The sequence below is a fragment of the Leifsonia sp. NPDC014704 genome (genome assembly GCF_043083605.1).
GTDB lineage: Bacteria > Actinomycetota > Actinomycetes > Actinomycetales > Microbacteriaceae > Leifsonia.
Map to the genome: position 1 here is coordinate 983,052 of NZ_JBIBYW010000002.1, position 14,592 is coordinate 997,643.

General features: G+C 72.3%; 16 protein-coding genes. 7 read left to right on the plus strand and 9 right to left on the minus strand.

Going from position 1 to position 14,592, the window contains the following annotated elements; all coding sequences use genetic code 11:
* The first annotated feature begins 14 nt into the window (after window positions 1-14).
* Window positions 15-380, plus strand: coding sequence for a TfoX/Sxy family protein (locus ACF1AJ_RS16255; protein WP_391508288.1), 366 nt, complete (start codon window positions 15-17; stop codon window positions 378-380).
* A gap of 4 nt (window positions 381-384) precedes the next feature.
* Here the strand turns inward: ACF1AJ_RS16255 and purQ are convergent, their stop codons facing one another.
* From purQ to kynA, 6 genes are read right to left on the minus strand one after another with little or no spacing between them, the layout of a single operon-like run.
* On the minus strand, window positions 385-1,083 hold the full coding sequence (purQ, locus tag ACF1AJ_RS16260; protein ID WP_391508289.1) for a phosphoribosylformylglycinamidine synthase subunit PurQ: 699 nt from the start codon (window positions 1,081-1,083) through the stop codon (window positions 385-387).
* Window positions 1,083-1,343, minus strand: coding sequence for a phosphoribosylformylglycinamidine synthase subunit PurS (gene purS, locus ACF1AJ_RS16265; RefSeq protein WP_029042938.1), 261 nt, complete (start codon window positions 1,341-1,343; stop codon window positions 1,083-1,085). Before purS ends, purQ begins: the two co-directional genes overlap by 1 nt.
* A gap of 50 nt (window positions 1,344-1,393) precedes the next feature.
* Window positions 1,394-2,272, minus strand: coding sequence for a PaaX family transcriptional regulator C-terminal domain-containing protein (locus tag ACF1AJ_RS16270; protein ID WP_391508290.1), 879 nt, complete (start codon window positions 2,270-2,272; stop codon window positions 1,394-1,396).
* Complete coding sequence (locus ACF1AJ_RS16275) at window positions 2,265-3,539, minus strand: kynureninase (protein ID WP_391508291.1); 1,275 nt, start codon at window positions 3,537-3,539, stop codon at window positions 2,265-2,267. The genes ACF1AJ_RS16270 and ACF1AJ_RS16275 overlap by 8 nt, the downstream gene beginning before the upstream one ends.
* Window positions 3,536-4,732, minus strand: coding sequence for a hypothetical protein (locus ACF1AJ_RS16280; RefSeq protein ID WP_391508292.1), 1,197 nt, complete (start codon window positions 4,730-4,732; stop codon window positions 3,536-3,538). Before ACF1AJ_RS16280 ends, ACF1AJ_RS16275 begins: the two co-directional genes overlap by 4 nt.
* Complete coding sequence (gene kynA, locus ACF1AJ_RS16285) at window positions 4,729-5,589, minus strand: tryptophan 2,3-dioxygenase (RefSeq protein WP_391508293.1); 861 nt, start codon at window positions 5,587-5,589, stop codon at window positions 4,729-4,731. The genes ACF1AJ_RS16280 and kynA overlap by 4 nt, the downstream gene beginning before the upstream one ends.
* 402 nt (window positions 5,590-5,991) lie before the next feature.
* On the opposite strand from kynA, the gene ACF1AJ_RS16290 reads away from it, so the two are divergent.
* Genes ACF1AJ_RS16290 through ACF1AJ_RS16305 form a run of 4 tightly spaced genes read left to right on the plus strand, consistent with a single transcriptional unit; the run spans window position 5,992 to window position 9,841 of the window.
* The gene (locus tag ACF1AJ_RS16290; RefSeq protein ID WP_391508294.1) at window positions 5,992-7,149 is read left to right on the plus strand and encodes a TIGR03364 family FAD-dependent oxidoreductase; all 1,158 of its coding nucleotides are present in this window, start codon (window positions 5,992-5,994) and stop codon (window positions 7,147-7,149) included.
* Window positions 7,150-7,178: 29 nt separating this feature from the next.
* A complete protein-coding gene (locus ACF1AJ_RS16295) occupies window positions 7,179-8,066 on the plus strand; it encodes a phosphonatase-like hydrolase (RefSeq protein ID WP_391508295.1) in 888 nt (295 codons plus the stop codon).
* The gene (locus ACF1AJ_RS16300; protein WP_391508296.1) at window positions 8,063-9,226 is read left to right on the plus strand and encodes an alcohol dehydrogenase catalytic domain-containing protein; all 1,164 of its coding nucleotides are present in this window, start codon (window positions 8,063-8,065) and stop codon (window positions 9,224-9,226) included. The genes ACF1AJ_RS16295 and ACF1AJ_RS16300 overlap by 4 nt, the downstream gene beginning before the upstream one ends.
* Window positions 9,227-9,235: 9 nt before the next feature.
* The gene (locus ACF1AJ_RS16305) at window positions 9,236-9,841 is read left to right on the plus strand and encodes a uracil-DNA glycosylase (RefSeq protein WP_391508297.1); all 606 of its coding nucleotides are present in this window, start codon (window positions 9,236-9,238) and stop codon (window positions 9,839-9,841) included.
* A gap of 23 nt (window positions 9,842-9,864) precedes the next feature.
* Here the strand turns inward: ACF1AJ_RS16305 and ACF1AJ_RS16310 are convergent, their stop codons facing one another.
* A complete protein-coding gene (locus ACF1AJ_RS16310) occupies window positions 9,865-10,386 on the minus strand; it encodes a gamma carbonic anhydrase family protein (protein WP_391508298.1) in 522 nt (173 codons plus the stop codon).
* A gap of 97 nt (window positions 10,387-10,483) precedes the next feature.
* Here ACF1AJ_RS16310 and ACF1AJ_RS16315 point away from each other — a divergent pair, with 97 nt between their 5' ends.
* The gene (locus ACF1AJ_RS16315) at window positions 10,484-11,062 is read left to right on the plus strand and encodes a PadR family transcriptional regulator (protein WP_309854390.1); all 579 of its coding nucleotides are present in this window, start codon (window positions 10,484-10,486) and stop codon (window positions 11,060-11,062) included.
* Between the two features lie 10 nt (window positions 11,063-11,072).
* Complete coding sequence (locus tag ACF1AJ_RS16320; RefSeq protein WP_391508299.1) at window positions 11,073-12,788, plus strand: DHA2 family efflux MFS transporter permease subunit; 1,716 nt, start codon at window positions 11,073-11,075, stop codon at window positions 12,786-12,788.
* A 79-nt stretch (window positions 12,789-12,867) separates the two neighbouring features.
* Here ACF1AJ_RS16320 and ACF1AJ_RS16325 read toward each other — a convergent pair whose 3' ends face one another.
* Together ACF1AJ_RS16325 and ACF1AJ_RS16330 are read right to left on the minus strand one after the other, a co-directional pair.
* The gene (locus ACF1AJ_RS16325) at window positions 12,868-13,773 is read right to left on the minus strand and encodes a VOC family protein (protein ID WP_391508300.1); all 906 of its coding nucleotides are present in this window, start codon (window positions 13,771-13,773) and stop codon (window positions 12,868-12,870) included.
* Between the two features lie 62 nt (window positions 13,774-13,835).
* Entirely contained in the window at window positions 13,836-14,534 is a 699-nt protein-coding gene (locus ACF1AJ_RS16330) for an RraA family protein (protein WP_391508301.1), read from the minus strand.
* Between the last annotated feature and the right edge of the window lie 58 nt (window positions 14,535-14,592).

A 14,592-nucleotide genomic window follows, 5' to 3' on the forward strand; every position in this document is an offset into this window, starting at 1 on the left:
GCGAGGAGGCCGCCATGCACGTTCCGCGCCCGTCGAAGGAGACCGAGGAGCTGTTCCGCTCGGTGGTGCCCGACGCGCCGGATGTGCGCGTCCGGCCGATGTTCGCCAACCTGGCCGCGTTCGTGAACGGCAACATGTTCGCCGGGCTGTTCGGCGATCAGGTCGGGGTGCGCCTGCCCGACGCGAGGGTGCTGGACGAGCTGCTGGCGATCGACGGCGCCGGGCCGTACGGGCCGCCCGAGCGGCCGATGGGTGGGTACGTCGCGATGCCGGAGGCGTGGAAGTCGGAGCCCGACCGGCTGCGCGAGTGGATCGGCGTGGCGCTGGATCAGGTCAGGGCGATGCCGCCCAAGGCTCCGCAGAGCCCCGCGGCGAACTGAGCCGTTACGCCTCGACGAGCGCCGAGCGGATGACGGAGGTGAAGAACGTCAGGCCGTCCGTGCCCGAGCGCATCGCGTCGGGGGTGTCCGGGCCGAAGCCGGGCTCGACCGCGTGCTCGGGGTGCGGCATGAGGCCGACCACGTTGCCGCGCTCGTTGCGGACACCGGCGATGTCGTCGAGCGAGCCGTTCGGGTTGACGCCCGCATAGCGGAAGACCACGAGGCCCTCGCCCTCGAGACGCGCCAGCTCCTCGGCCGACGCGATGAAGCCGCCCTCGCCGTTCTTCAGCGGGATGACGATCTCCTGGCCCTGCTCGAACCCGCTCGTCCACGGCGTCTGCGTGTTCTCGACCGTGAGGTGCTGGTCGCGCCGGATGAAGGTGCCGTGGTCGTTGCGGATCAGGCCGCCGGCGACGAGATGCGCCTCCGCCAGCATCTGGAAGCCGTTGCAGATGCCCAGCACGGGCATCCCCTTCTCGGCCGCGTCCACGACCTCGGTCATGATCGGCGAGAGGGAGGCGATGGCGCCGCAGCGCAGGTAGTCGCCGTAGCTGAAGCCGCCCGGCAGCACGAGGGCGTCGACGCCCTGCAGGTCGTGCTCGCCGTGCCACAGCGCGACCGGCTCGGCACCGGCGAGACGGACCGCGCGCAGTGCGTCGCGGTCGTCGAGCGAGCCGGGGAAGGTGATGACGCCGATGCGCATCAGGCGTCCACCTCGGCGGGGTAGTGGATGCCCACCACGTCTTCGATCACGGAGTTGGAGAGGATCTCGTCCGCGATCTCCTGCACCGTCGCGCGGACCGCGTCGTCGATCGGGCCGTCGACGGTCAGCTCGAAACGCTTTCCGACGCGCACTCCGCTGACGACGCCGCGACCGGTGCGGGCGAGCGCTCCGGCGACCGCCTTCCCCTGCGGGTCGAGCAGCTCAGCCTTGGGCATCACTTCAACAACGATTGTCGGCACGGGGACACTCCGCTCACTCGGGCGCAAAGGGTGGGGGTTTCGCGTCGATTCTACCGTGCGGAGACGGGGATGCGGTCCGGTGCCGCGACAGCTGCTGCGTGGGAGACGGCGCGCTCCTCCAGCTCTGCGCGCAGTCGGCGGAACAGCTGCGCGGAAGCGGCTCCGGGCCAGTCCGGCGCGATGGCGGCGGCGGGGAGTCCTGGGTCGCGGTATGGGATCACGCGCCACTCGTCGAGGGCGCGCATCCAGGTGGCGAAGGCCTGGGCGTCGTCGAGGGGATGCGGCAGGTCGCCGAACCGTGCGAGGAACGATTCGTGCGCGGCGCGGATCGCCGGCAGGTCGTACCAGCGGGCGAGCCCGGCGGCGAGATCTCCGCGCGGGGCGGCGTCCGCGAACATCGCCACGACCGGCGAGCCGGACGGGTGAATGTCGGCCGACGACACCGACACAGCGGCCGTCAGCTCCGCCTCCAGCTCTCCCTCCAGCGCCGCCGGCGCGACCCACAGGCCGTCGGCGACCGTGCCGCAACCGAGCGCGGCGAGGCGGCGGCGCAACCGGTCGCGCGAACCGCGAGCCCGTTCCGGGAAGGACAGCGAGAGCAGCAGCCAGCGGGATGCCTCGACGCGCTCGCCGAAGATGCGGGCGTCTCCGCGCTCCAGCATCGGAACGGCGGCGGGATCGAGCGCGTACCCGGCGACACCGCCCAGGGGCTCCCGCCGCAGGACGCCCCGCGCGCACAGCCGCGCCAGGCTGGACCGGGCCGTCGCCGCGGGCACGCCGAGCGCATCCATGAGCCGGACGGCGCCCGCCGCGCTCGTCCAGCCGCCGATCGGGCGCAGGACGCTGCCCACCACGGTGCGCAGCAGCGCTGTCGCGCTGCCGCTGGCGGCCTCCGGGTCATCGCGGACGACGGCGGCGACGTCAGTCATGCGTCAGTTCGCCGAGGGCGTCGCGCACCGCGGCCATCCCGGCGCAGACCTCCTCGAAGCTGGTGCTGAGCGGCGAGAGGCCGACCCGCAGGCCGTCCGGATCGCGGTAGTCGGGGATGACGTCGCGCTGCCACAGCAGCGAGGTGACCTCACGCATGGCCGGGTGGCTGAGCGTGACGTGGCCGCCGCGGCGAGAGGGGTCGCGCGGCGACGCGAGCGTCACGCCGAGCGGGGTCAGCCATTCGTCGGCGAGGGCGACGGCGAACTCGGTCAGCGCGACGGACTTGGCCCGCACGGCGTCCATCCCGGCCTCCTCGATCATCGCGATGGTGTCGCGCATGGCGAGCATCCCGACGATGGGAGGCGTCCCGCTGAGGAAGCGCCGGATGCTGTCGGCCGGCACGTACTCCGGGCCCATCAGGAAGACGTCGCTCGCGCCCATCCACCCCTGGATCGGCTGAGCGAGCCGCGGGATGAGCCGCGCGTTCACGTAGCCGAAGGCGGGCGAGCCGGGGCCGCCGTTGAGGTACTTGTAGGTGCAGCCGACGGCGAGGTCGACTCCGGCGGCGTCGAGTTCGATCGGCACCGACCCGGCGGAGTGGCAGAGGTCCCACAGCACCAGCGCGCCCGCGTCGTGGACGATGCGCGTGATGGCGGGCAGGTCGGCCAGGAAGCCGGACCGGTACGCGACCTGGCTGAGCACGACGAGGGCGGTCTGCGGTCCGACGACCGCGGCGACCTGCTCCGGCGTCACCCCCGCCTCGGTGTCCGCCTCGATCCACACCAGGCGCAGGCCGCGCTCGCGAGCGATGCCGTCGAGCAGGTAGCGGTCGGTCGGGAAGTTGTCCGTGTCGAGCACGATTTCGCTGCGCTCCGGCAGGCTGTCGACGGCCGCCCGCGCCAGCTTGTAGAGGAGGACGGTCGTCGAGTCGCCGATGAAGGTCTGACCCGGCGCTGCGCCGAGCGCGGCACGGCCGAGGTCGTCGCCGATGACGAACGGCAGTTCCATCCACTCCTCGTCCCACCCGCGGATGAGCCGGTCGCCCCATCCCTCCGTGAGGAAGCGCTGGATGCGCTCGATGCTCGCACGGGTCGGACGGCCGAGCGAGTTGCCGTCGAAATAGGCGGTCACCGTGCTCGTGCCGTCGTCGATGCCGGCGAAGCGCGTGCGGAAGGCCGCAAGCGGGTCGGCCGCATCCAGGGCGCGGGCGGCGGTCAGCGGGTCCGGCGAGAGGACAGCGGGAGGGGCGGTGTCGAAGTCGGTCATGCGTGATCCTCAGGAGTGGAGGGGCGAGGGGATGCGGTGGGAGCCCCAGCATCGTCGGTGCCGTCGGCCGCCGCGCGGGTGAGCGCGCGAGCCGTCAGCCCGCGGGCGGTGGCGAGCCAACCGGGGAGGGCGTCCGGCTCAGCGGGAGGCGGCGTGGGGAGCCAGGCCAGGCGCGGGCCGATGGTCGGCGCGACGTGGTCGTCGGGGTGGCGCAGGCCGGCGATGGACCGGATCAGGGCGTGCGGCTCGACACCCGCGCCCAGCATCCCGCGCAGCTCCCGCTCGTTCACGCCGACGGCGAGCGGGCCGTTGCCGAGGTCGGTCCCGTAGAGGACGAGGCCGCCGGCGCGCGCGAACCGGCCCAGGTTCTCCGAGGCGATGCCGTGCTGCTCGGTGGGATCTCCCCAGCCGTGGATGTCGAGGGTGCTGACCCAGCCGATGCCGCGGCGGACGCACTCGGCGATGAGTTCGTCGTCGACGCGCTCGGTGAACGGCGCGTGGGCGAGCTGGTCGGCGCCGGCCCGGACCGCCCGCGCGGTCTGGCCCGCGCCCTGCACGTGGACCGTGACCGGAACGCCCTGCGCGTGGGACTCCGCGACGATGCTGTGGAGAACGCGATCGTCCACAGTTTCACCGGCCTCAGTGTTGAGGGTGACCTTGATGCGGGAGGCTCCCATCATGATGTTCGCCCGAACCGCAAGCCGTGCCTCCCGCTCGCCGCCGACCTCCGTCGAGGAGCCCGGCGGCCCCCACCCGGCGTTGACCGGGTAGCCGCCCTTACACGTGATGAGCGATCCGACGATCGCGACGGCCGGGCGCGTCAGGTCGTCGGCGAGCCAGCCGGCGGCGACGGCGGGAACCCAGCCGAGATCGATCGCGTGGGTGATGCCTCCGGCGAAGACGGCGTGCTGGTCGGTCAGCCCGACGTGAGTGTGGTGGTCGGTGAGTCGTGGGAAGAGCGTGCCGCCGAGGTGGTGGTGCGCTGCCCGCGACGGGATGTCGTTGACCGGGTGGAGGCGCTCGCCGTCGCTGCGGAAGGTTGTGGCGCCGAGGAACCGGTGGCCGTTCCAGACAGCGTCGACCGTGAGGTAGGCGTCGGTGCCTGCGGGGGAGTCGGTGCCGCCGGGGTAGTCGCTGCCGCCGGGATGCGCGGTGGCGGCGGGGTGCGCCGTAGCGGCGGGTTGCTCGCTCATGCGGGCGCTCCGATCTCGGTGCGGACGGCGTACAGCTCGGGGAAGAAGGTGAGTTCGAGCGCCTTCTGCAGGAAAGCGGCTCCCGTCGACCCGCCGGTCCCGGTCTTCATGCCGATGGTGCGCTGCACGGTTTTCAGGTGGCGGAAGCGCCAGAGCTGGAAGTTGTCCTCCAGGTCGACGAACTCCTCGCAGGCCTCGTACTCGGGCCAGTGGTCGTTGGCGTGCTCGTAGATCTCGCGGAAGACCGGCACCAACTCCGGAGAGAAGACGTGTGCCTGCGTGACGTCCCGCTCCAGCAGCGAGGCCGGCACGGCGAAACCGGCACGCGCCAGATAGCGCAGGAACTCGTCGTAGATGCTGGGCGCATCCAGCAGCTGCGCGAGGAGGGCGTGGGCGGCCGGGTCGCTCTCGAAGACGCTCAGCATGCGGCGGTTCTTGTTGCCGAGCACGAACTCGACGGCGCGGTATTGGTACGACTGGAAGCCGGACGAGTTGCCGAGGAACCCGCGGAACTCCGCATACTCGGTCGGGGTGAGCGTCGCGAGCACCGACCACTGCTCGGTGAGCGTGCGCTGGATGTGCTTCACGCGGGCGATCCGCTTGAGCGCGGGCGACAGGTCGTCGGCGCGCAGAAGGTCGCGCGCCGACTCGAGCTCGTGGAGCACCAGCTTCAGCCAGAGCTCCGTCGTCTGGTGCTGGATGATGAACAGCAGCTCGTCGTGGTGCTCCGGGCGGCTCACCGGGCGCTGCGCGCTGAGCAGCGTGTCGAGCTCCAGATAGGAGCCGTACGACATCCTCTCCCGGAAGTCGGTGACGATGTCGGGATCGAACTCGCGGGTGTTATCGCCATCGGCCATGCTGCAATTCTGCGCCGACCGCCGCAAAACTGCAACAGGTTGCCTCGTGCCGCCTACGCAGGAGTCACGCCCGCCTCGGTCGGCGTTTCGCCTGCTTCGGTCGGCATCCCGGGCCCCTTCGCCACAAATCTCCACGCGCACGGCGGTGCGTCGGAGATTTGAGCGCCTTTCTCCGACCGGAGTCTCCGACCGGGGCAAGCCCCGGCGCCCGAGCGCCGGCGCCCGAGCCCCGACCCCCGAGCCCTGACGCCCGAGCCCCGACGCGCCGCGCGCACCCGCCGTCCGCACCCCGTTCACCCCCGCGTTACCTCCAGTTGCGACGACCGTCGCACCGGGCTCCTAGCGTGGCGCACTGACCCACGAACTAGGCACGCGGTGAGCGGGGACGCAGGGAGGCTCCGGATGGGCAGGCACTACGACCTCGCGGTGGTCGGCGCCGGGATCGTCGGACTCGGGCATGCCGTCGCCGCGCTCCGGCGAGGACTGACCGTCGCCGTGATCGACCGGGCGTCCGGCGTGCAGGGCGCGTCCGTCCGCAACTTCGGCCATCTCGGCATCACGGGTCAGGAGGGCGAGGCTCGCGCCTACGCCGAGCTCGCCCGCGAGCTGTGGCTGACGCTCGCGCCGGAGGCCGGGTTCTGGCTGCGCGAGTCGGGCAGCGTCGTGGTGGCACGAGCGGATGACGAGCTCGCCGTGCTGGAGGAGTTCCGCGAGCGGCGCGGCGGCCACGACGTCCAGCTCCTCACGCCCGCCGAGGTTCGGGAGCGCATCCCGGTCGCCGACGGCGTCCCGGTGGGCGGGGCGCTGCTCCCCTCCGACCTGCAGATCGACCCGCGGGAGGCCGCGGCGGCCATCGCTCGCTGGCTCGATGCCCACGGCGTGGACTTCTTCTGGCAGACCGCGGCCGCCGGGGTCGAGCCGGGGCTGGTCCGCACGCCTCGCGGACGCGTCGCCGCCGACGCCGTGGTCGTCGCCGTCGGGCATGACGTCGACCACCTGTTCCCGGGCATCGCGGAGGCGCACGGCATAGAACGCTGCGGCCTCGACATGATGCTGGTCGAAGCCGCTCTCGACCTGCCGCTTGCGGCGCCGGTGCTCACCGGCTGGTCCCTGGTCCGCTATTCCGGCTTCGCGCGGACGCCCAGCGCCGAGGCTGTGCGCGAGCGGCTCGCCGTCGAGCAGCCGGCGCTGGCGGCGATGGACGTCAACCTCATGTTCACGCAGCGGCCGGACGGCACCCTGATCGTCGGCGACACGCACGCGCGCGGGGCGGATGCGTCGCCGTTCCAGCACGAGGAGGCGTTCGCCCTCCTGTTGGAGCAGACGCGCGAGCTGTTCGGCGTCGCCGACCTCCGGGTGCGGGAGCGCTGGCAGGGCGTCTACGCCGCCGCACCCGACGAGTTCCTGGTGGCCGCTCCGGCCCCCGGCGTCCGCGTCGTGTCCGTCACGACCGGCATCGGGATGACCACCGGCCTCGGCCTCGCCGACCGCGTCGTCGACGAGCTCTTCTCCGACGCCCCCGGCGCGCTGATCCCCGCGGGCGCCGCCCGCGTCCGCTAGACCGCACCACCGCAACGAAAGGCACCATCGTGACCCCAGACGGATGCATCACCAGCGAGTTCGACGACGTGACGGTCGACGTCGAGCCGGTCCGCGGCGGGATTCCTGCGGGGGCCGGGCTGTCCGAGGAGGAGTGGGACGACCTGGACGACCTGGAGGACGGCCTGGACGAGGGCGACGCCGACGACCGTGACGAGGACGACCTCGCCGACCTGGAGCTGGTGGTGCTCGATCTCGCGGGCACGACCGTCCTCGACGACGGCCTCGTGCAGCGCGCGTTCGAGCGCGCCGTCGACGCCGCGGGCCTGGCGGAGACCCCGAACCAGCGGGTCGCCGCCCTCGAGGTCGTCCGCGAGGCGATGGGGCAGTCGAAACTCGCCGTCTTCCGCTCCCTCAGCACGGACGAGGACCAGGCGCAGCACGCGGACGCCGTGTTCGAGTCGACGTATGCCGAGCTGATCGCCGCGGAGGGTCTGCAGGCCGTCCCGGGCGCGGAGGACCTCATCCGCCGGTTGCGCGCGACGGGCGTCAAGGTGGCGCTGACCACCGGCTTCTCGCGCCGCACCCGCGATGTCGTCCTCGACGCCCTGGGCTGGCGCGACCTGGCCGATGTGACGCTGACGCCGGCGGAGGCGGGTCGCGGTCGCCCGTATCCCGACCTTCCGCTGACGGCCCTGCTGCGCACGGGCTCATCCAGTGTCGAGGGGATGGTCGTGGTCGGCGACACCGCGAGCGACATCGCCTCGGGGATCGCCGCGGGCGCGGGTCTCGTCGTCGGGGTGCTGACGGGCGCGCACGACGAGCAGACCCTGTTGGACGCCGGCGCCGACGCGGTGCTCCCGAGCGTCGCCGACCTGCCGGAGCTGCTGGGCTACGAGGTCGAGCGCGACGCGGCATCGGGACACGGCATCCGGTGACGATCAAAGCGGTGACCCCGCGCGTCGTCGAGCCGCCGGCGCGCCTGGGGATGGGGGTCAGCGTGTATCCGTCGGCCACGGCCATGGTGTGGCCGGGCGACGCGCACACGCACGAGGCGGTGGCCGTACCCGGAGTGCGCCTGGCGCCCGGGGACGTGCTGGTCGAGGTCGAGCTGGCGACGGTCTGCGGCACCGATGTGGAGGCCGTCCTCGGTCATCGCCGGACGCAGGCGCCCCTCGTGCTCGGCCACGAGCAGGTCGGCCGTGTCGTCGCGCTCGGCCGCGGCGGCGCGAAGACGACGGACGGGCACCGCGTCTCGCTGGGGGAGCGGATCGTCTGGTCCGCCGCCGTCCCGTGCGGACGCTGCGTGCGCTGCCGCCGCGGCCTGCAGCAGCAGTGCCTGAGCCTGCAGAAGTACGGACACGAGCGGATGCGCCGCGGCTGGGAGCTGTCGGGCGGCTTCGCCACGCACACGCACATCCTCGACGGCACACCGCTCGTACGCGTGCCGGAGGACATCCCGGCCGAGGTTCTCGCGCCGGCGTCGTGCGCGACCGCGTCGGTGGCGGCGGCGATCGAGGCGGCCGCCGAGCTCGTCCCGCTGGAGGGCGCCCTGGTGCTGATCGCCGGCGCGGGGATGCTCGGGCTGACCGCGACGGCGATGGCCGTCGAGGCCGGTGCGCGCGTGGTCGTGAGCGAGCCGATTCCCGAGCGCCGCGAGTCCGCCCTGGCTTTCGGCGCGTCGGGCGCCGCCGACCCGGCCGCGCCCGCGGGGTCTCCGACGGGACTGGCCGCCGTGCTCGCCAAGACGGGCGGCCGCACGCCGGCCCCGACCGTTGCGCTGGAGCTCTCCGGCAGCCCGTCCGCGGCGCGCTCCCTGCTCGGCGCATTGGACGTGGGCGGCGTCCTGGTGCTCGTCGGACAGTCGGCCCCCGGGCCCGATCTCGGCGTCGCGCCCGACGCTCTGATCCGGCGGCTGCTCACCATCCGCGGCGTCCACAACTACGCCTCCCGCAACCTGGAGCAGGCCGTGCGGTTCCTCGCCGACGCCTGGCAGCGCTACCCGTTCGCCGAGCAGGTCGGCGAGACGTTCGCGCTCGCCGACGTGGATGCGGCGCTCGCCGCCCGGACGCATCCTCGCGTCGCCGTGCGGCCGTAGCCTGGGGTGGTGTTCGACCGATTCTTCGACATGATCCGGGCTGTCCCGGTGCCGGCCGACGCCGAGCTGCTCTACGGCGACGACGAGCTCGGCCGCCTGCGGGAGCGCAACCTGCGCCGCTACCTCGCGGTGCCGCACGCGCCCATCCTGCTTCTCGGCGAGGCCCCCGGCTGGCGCGGGATGACGGTGACCGGCGTGCCGTTCACCTCGGTCCGCGAGGTGGATGCGGGCGTGCTCCCCGGTCTGGAGCTCCCGCCGAACCCGCAGGCGCCGTGGGAGGCGTCCAGCCGGGTCGTCTGGGAGACGATGCGCGACTGGCGCGGGCCGCTGCCGTTGTCGTGGCCGATCTACCCGCACCACCCGTTCGTCGCCGGCAGACCGCAGACGAACCGTACCCCGCGGTCGTCGGAGGTGCGCGAGGGGGCGCCGGTCGCGCTGGAGCTGATCCGGGAGCTGGGCGTCGAGACGATCGTCGCGGTCGGCCGCAAGGCGCAGGGGGCGCTCGCCGAGGCGGGCATCGAGGCGCCGGCCGTGCGGCATCCCGCACAGGGCGGGGCGCGGATGTTCTCCGAGCAGCTGATCGCGCTCAACCGGGCGATGCTCGACGCCGGCTGAGCGCATCCCGCGAGGTCGGCGGGTCAGTCGAGCGCGACGGCTTCGCGGTGCTGCCGCGTCTTCTCCAGGTACACCGCGGCGTTCTGCGCGATGCCCTGCAGTTCGTCGTCCGTCAGCTCGCGGCGGACCTTCGCCGGAACACCCGCGACGAGCGACCGTGGGGGGATGTCGGCGCCCTGCGTGACGACCGCTCCGGCGGCGACGAGGGAGCCGGTCCCGATGCGGGCGCCGTTGAGGATGGTCGCGCTCATGCCGATGAGCACGTCGTCCTCGATCGTGCAGCCGTGGAGTACGGCGTTGTGGCCGACGGAGACGCGCTCGCCGACGGTGAGCGGGAAGGCCGGGTCGACGTGGGCCGAGACGTTGTCCTGGAGGTTCGAGTCACGTCCGATGACGATCGGCGCGTTGTCGGCACGCGCGACCGCGCCGTACCAGACGCTCGCTCCGGGATGCAGCGTGACGTCGCCGATGAGAGTCGCGCCGGGCGCCACCCAGGCGTCCTCGGCGACCCGGGGCGAGCCTCCGTCGGGGAGGGCGAAGAGCATGGGATCTCCTTCCGGCCGTCGTGTCCACGGTACTTGACCCGCATTCACCCATGCCGTATATTCCAACTGGAATAATCAACCGAACAACATTGAGAGCATGTCCGAACCTCGCACCCTCACCCCCCTCGCCGTCGCCGCGCTCGCGCTGCTCGCCGAGGGCCCGTCGCATCCCTACGAGATGTACCAGACGCTCATGCAGCGCTCGGAGGACCGGCTGGTCAAGGTGCGGCCCGGCTCGCTGTACCACACCGTCGACCGGATGGAGGCGCACGGGTTCGTGCGCGCCACCGGCACTGAGCGCGAAGGCAACCGGCCGGAGCGCACCACCTACGAGATCACAGACGCGGGCACCCGTGCGCTGGGCGAGCGCATCACCGAGATCATCGGAACGCCCACCAACGAGTACCCGGAGTTCCCCCTCGGCCTCGGCGAGGCGCACAACCTCCCCGTCGAGACCGTGATCGCGCTGCTCCGCAAGCGCGTGGCCTTGATCCGCGCCGACACCGGGGTGCTGGATGGCGCTATCGCCGACCTGACGCAGCGCGGGGTGCCGGCCAAGTACTGGCTGGACGTCCGCTACCAGCGGGCGATCACCGCCACAGAAGCGGATGTGCTCGAAACCCTGATCGCAGACCTCCAATCGGGCGCCGTGTCGTGGTCCGAAGAAAAGCATTGAGAGAAGACTCATGGAACGTCAACTGAAGCCGTGGCCCGCCCTCTGGGCGCTCGTCATCGGGTTCTTCATGATCCTGATCGACACCACCATCGTGTCGGTCGCGAACCCGTCGATCATGGAGGGCCTGAAACTCGGCACCGACTACAACGCCGTCATCTGGGTGACGAGCGCGTACCTGCTCGCCTACGCGGTGCCGCTACTCATCACCGGCCGTCTGGGCGACCGGTTCGGCCCGAAGAACCTCTACCTCATCGGACTCGTGGTGTTCACGCTGGCCTCCGCCTGGTGCGGTTTCGCCGGGTCCATCGGCTTCCTGATCGCCGCGCGTGTGGTCCAGGGTCTCGGCGCCGCGCTGATGACGCCGCAGACGATGGCCGTCATCACCCGCATCTTCCCGCCCGAGCGCCGTGGTGCCGCCATGGGTCTGTGGGGCGCCGTCGCCGGCGTCGCCACCCTGATCGGCCCGCTGCTCGGCGGCGTGCTGGTCGACAGCCTGGGATGGGAGTGGATCTTCTTCATCAACGTCCCCGTCGGCGTCGTGGCGTTCATCCTCGCGATGCGTCTCGTCCCGAAGCTTCCGACGCACTCGCACAGCTTCGACGTGCTCGGCGTGATCCTCTCCGGCGTCGGCATGTTCCTGCTGGTGTTCGGCATCCAGGAGGGCAGCACCTACGACTGGGGCGTCATCTGGGGTCCGATCTCGGTGTGGGGGCTGATCATCGCCGGCATCGTCGTGCTCGCCGCCTTCGTCGTCTGGCAGGCCTTCAACAAGAAGGAGCCGCTGCTCCCGCTGCCGCTGTTCCGCGACCGCAACTTCTCGCTGTCGAACGGCGCCATCACGACCGTCGGTTTCGCGGTGACCTGTATGGCGCTGCCGCTGGTGTTCTACTTCCAGACCGTGCGCGGCCTGACGCCGACCGAGTCCGCTCTGATGCTGGCGCCGACGGCCATCTTCTCGGGCGTGCTCGCGCCGTTCGTCGGCCGGCTCATCGACAAGGTGAACCCGCGCAACATCGCCACCCCGGCGCTCGTGCTGTTCGCGTTCGCGCTGTTCCTCTACTCGCGGATGCTGTCGCCGGACGTGAACATCTTCCTGCTCCTGATCCCGAGCGCACTGATGGGTATCGCGATGTCCGGTGTCTGGGGACCGATCTCCACCACGGCGACGCGCAACCTGCCGATGAACCAGGCAGGCGCGGGCTCGGGCGTGTTCAACACGACCCGCCAGATCGGCGCGGTGCTGGGAAGCGCATCCATCGCCGCCCTGATCGAGGGACGCCTCGCCGTCGACCTGCCGAAGATCCCCGGCGGTGCGAACGCCAGCGAGGCGGCCGCGGGGACGGAGCTGCCGCAGGCGCTGCACGCCGGGTTCACTCAGGCCATGTCGGAGGCTCTGCTGCTCCCGGCGGCCGTCGCCTTCCTCGGCGCGCTGGTCGTCGTCTGGTGGGAGCGGCCGAAGCCGCCCGCGTGGGCGCGTCAGGCCGGAGGTGCCGGTGCGGGTGCCGCTGCTGCGGGCGCGGGTGCGCCTGCCGCTGAGGGGGCACCAGTCGCCGCGGGCGCGACAGCCGAGTCCGCCTCGGCGCCCACACACGGCGCGCATGCCGCCCCGGTTCCAGTGGATTCGACCCCGCATGGCGCGCACGCCGCTCCGGTGCCGCCCGCGACGGACCTCGCCCCCGGCGACGAGCCGCCGCACGGACTCCACGCGGCGCCCGTCACCGACTGACGCCGACCGACACGGAAAAGGGAGGAGGTCGCAGCCACCCCGGCTGCGACCTCCTCCCTTTCGCGTTCCCGCCGGCGAGTCAGGCCGTGATCTCCTCCGCTTCCGTCACCACGCGCACCGCGTTCGCCCACGGATCGTCGAAGCCGAGCGACCGGCCGTCATCGCGGGTCTGCACGCCGTAGTGGCGCATCCGCTCGGCCAGGGCTCCGACGTCGTCTTTCGAGGGCAGCTTCAGCTCCACCTCGCCGAGACCCAGGGCGAGCCGGCGGCGGCCGGCGCCCCGACTGTTCCACGTGTTCATGGCCATGTGGTGGTGGTAGCCCCCGGCGCTGACGAACAGGGCCGAGCCGCCGAGGGATGCGGTGGCCTCGAACCCGAGCCGGTCGACGTAGAACTCGCGGGCCGTCGCGACGTCTCCGACCGAGAGGTGGACGTGGCCGACGGAGGCGTCGCCGAACACCGGCGTCCCGTCCGCACCCGTCGCCGCCTCAGCGAGCGCGACCCCGCGCTCCGTCAGGTGTTCGTTGAGGAAGGCGTTCGGGTCGAGGTACAGCGTGCCCATCTCGACCTGGCCGTGCGTCCAGCTCCACAGCGAGCGGTCGCGGTCCCAGTACAGCTCGACGCCGTTCCCCTCCGGGTCCGTGAAGTAGAACGCGGTGCTGACCAGGTGGTCGGCGCTGCCGGTGAAGGTGCCCGGTGCGCGGCGGGCGACCGAGTACACGGCGGCGGCCAGGGTCTCCGGGGTGTCGAACACGATCGCGGTGTGGAACAGCCCGGCCTCGCCGGGGCCGGCGTGCTTCAGCTCGGGGGCGTGCTCGAGCACGACCGCCGGGGTCGCTCCGCGCCCGAGCACCACGCGGCCGCCCTCGGCGGCCAGGACGCTCAGGGTGACGGCGTCACGGTAGTACGCGGTCATCCGGCCGAGGTCGGCGACGCGGAGGGTCACCGCGCCCATCGCGGAGTCGGCGGGGAGGAGTTCGGTCATGGTGGGGACAACACCCCAGGTCACCGGGGTATTTCTCGCCTTCGCCGACAGCGGTCCGGGTGTCAGGTCTCGATCGCTCCGCCGGTCTCGGCGAGGTAGCGGCGCAGGGTGAGCCCGGGGTCGTCGGCTTGCATCCGGCGGTAGCGGGCGAAGTCGAGCTGGTCGCGCAGAGAGGCACCAGAACGCATCCGCTCGGCCTGGGCTCCCTCGACCGATTGGATGCGCGCCGCCTCGGCGAAGAGCACGTCGCGGTCCGCGGCGCCGATCACGAGCACTCCGTCGTCGTCGGCCGCGATCCAGTGCTGCGGCGTGACGGCCACCCCGTCGAGGAACGCCGAGCGCATCGCCGTCCCCGCCGGCGGCACGCGGCGCGGACCGAAGGGATGCGCACCGCGGCTGAACACGGGCAGCCCGATCTCGCGCAGCTGGGCGGTGTCGCGGTGACGTCCCCAGATGACCGCACCCGACATCCCGGCCGTCGCGGCCTCCAGCAGCATGAGGTCGCCGACGCACGCCTCGTCGTCGCGGCCGCCGTTGTCCACGACGAGCACGGCGCCCGGGGGAGCGTCGTCGATCGTCTCCAGCAGCACGTCGACGCTTCCCAGATGCGTCACGGGAGCGGCGGCACCGGCGAAAGGCCGGCCGGGGAGCAGGGCGACGAGGTCGACCGGAGCCGTCGCGACGGCGATCCCGAGACGCACGGCGGCGTCGGCGATCGCGGCGGTCGCGGGAGGTGCGGAGGAGGGGGCTGCAGCATCCATGTCGCGACGCTATACCGCGCGGCATGCGCGGTCGGGCATGCGAGCGTCCGAGCGGACG

Coding starts and splice junctions, on each gene's coding strand:
- ACF1AJ_RS16280 (WP_391508292.1), bottom strand. CDS start 4,732: ATGAGCGAGCAACCCGCCGCTACGGCGCACCCCGCCGCCACCGCGCAT.
- ACF1AJ_RS16330 (WP_391508301.1), bottom strand. CDS start 14,534: ATGGATGCTGCAGCCCCCTCCTCCGCACCTCCCGCGACCGCCGCGATC.
- ACF1AJ_RS16325 (WP_391508300.1), bottom strand. CDS start 13,773: ATGACCGAACTCCTCCCCGCCGACTCCGCGATGGGCGCGGTGACCCTC.
- ACF1AJ_RS16275 (WP_391508291.1), bottom strand. CDS start 3,539: ATGACCGACTTCGACACCGCCCCTCCCGCTGTCCTCTCGCCGGACCCG.
- ACF1AJ_RS16255 (WP_391508288.1), top strand. CDS start 15: ATGCACGTTCCGCGCCCGTCGAAGGAGACCGAGGAGCTGTTCCGCTCG.
- ACF1AJ_RS16290 (WP_391508294.1), top strand. CDS start 5,992: ATGGGCAGGCACTACGACCTCGCGGTGGTCGGCGCCGGGATCGTCGGA.
- purQ (WP_391508289.1), bottom strand. CDS start 1,083: ATGCGCATCGGCGTCATCACCTTCCCCGGCTCGCTCGACGACCGCGAC.
- kynA (WP_391508293.1), bottom strand. CDS start 5,589: ATGGCCGATGGCGATAACACCCGCGAGTTCGATCCCGACATCGTCACC.
- ACF1AJ_RS16320 (WP_391508299.1), top strand. CDS start 11,073: ATGGAACGTCAACTGAAGCCGTGGCCCGCCCTCTGGGCGCTCGTCATC.
- ACF1AJ_RS16310 (WP_391508298.1), bottom strand. CDS start 10,386: ATGCTCTTCGCCCTCCCCGACGGAGGCTCGCCCCGGGTCGCCGAGGAC.
- ACF1AJ_RS16270 (WP_391508290.1), bottom strand. CDS start 2,272: ATGACTGACGTCGCCGCCGTCGTCCGCGATGACCCGGAGGCCGCCAGC.
- ACF1AJ_RS16315 (WP_309854390.1), top strand. CDS start 10,484: ATGTCCGAACCTCGCACCCTCACCCCCCTCGCCGTCGCCGCGCTCGCG.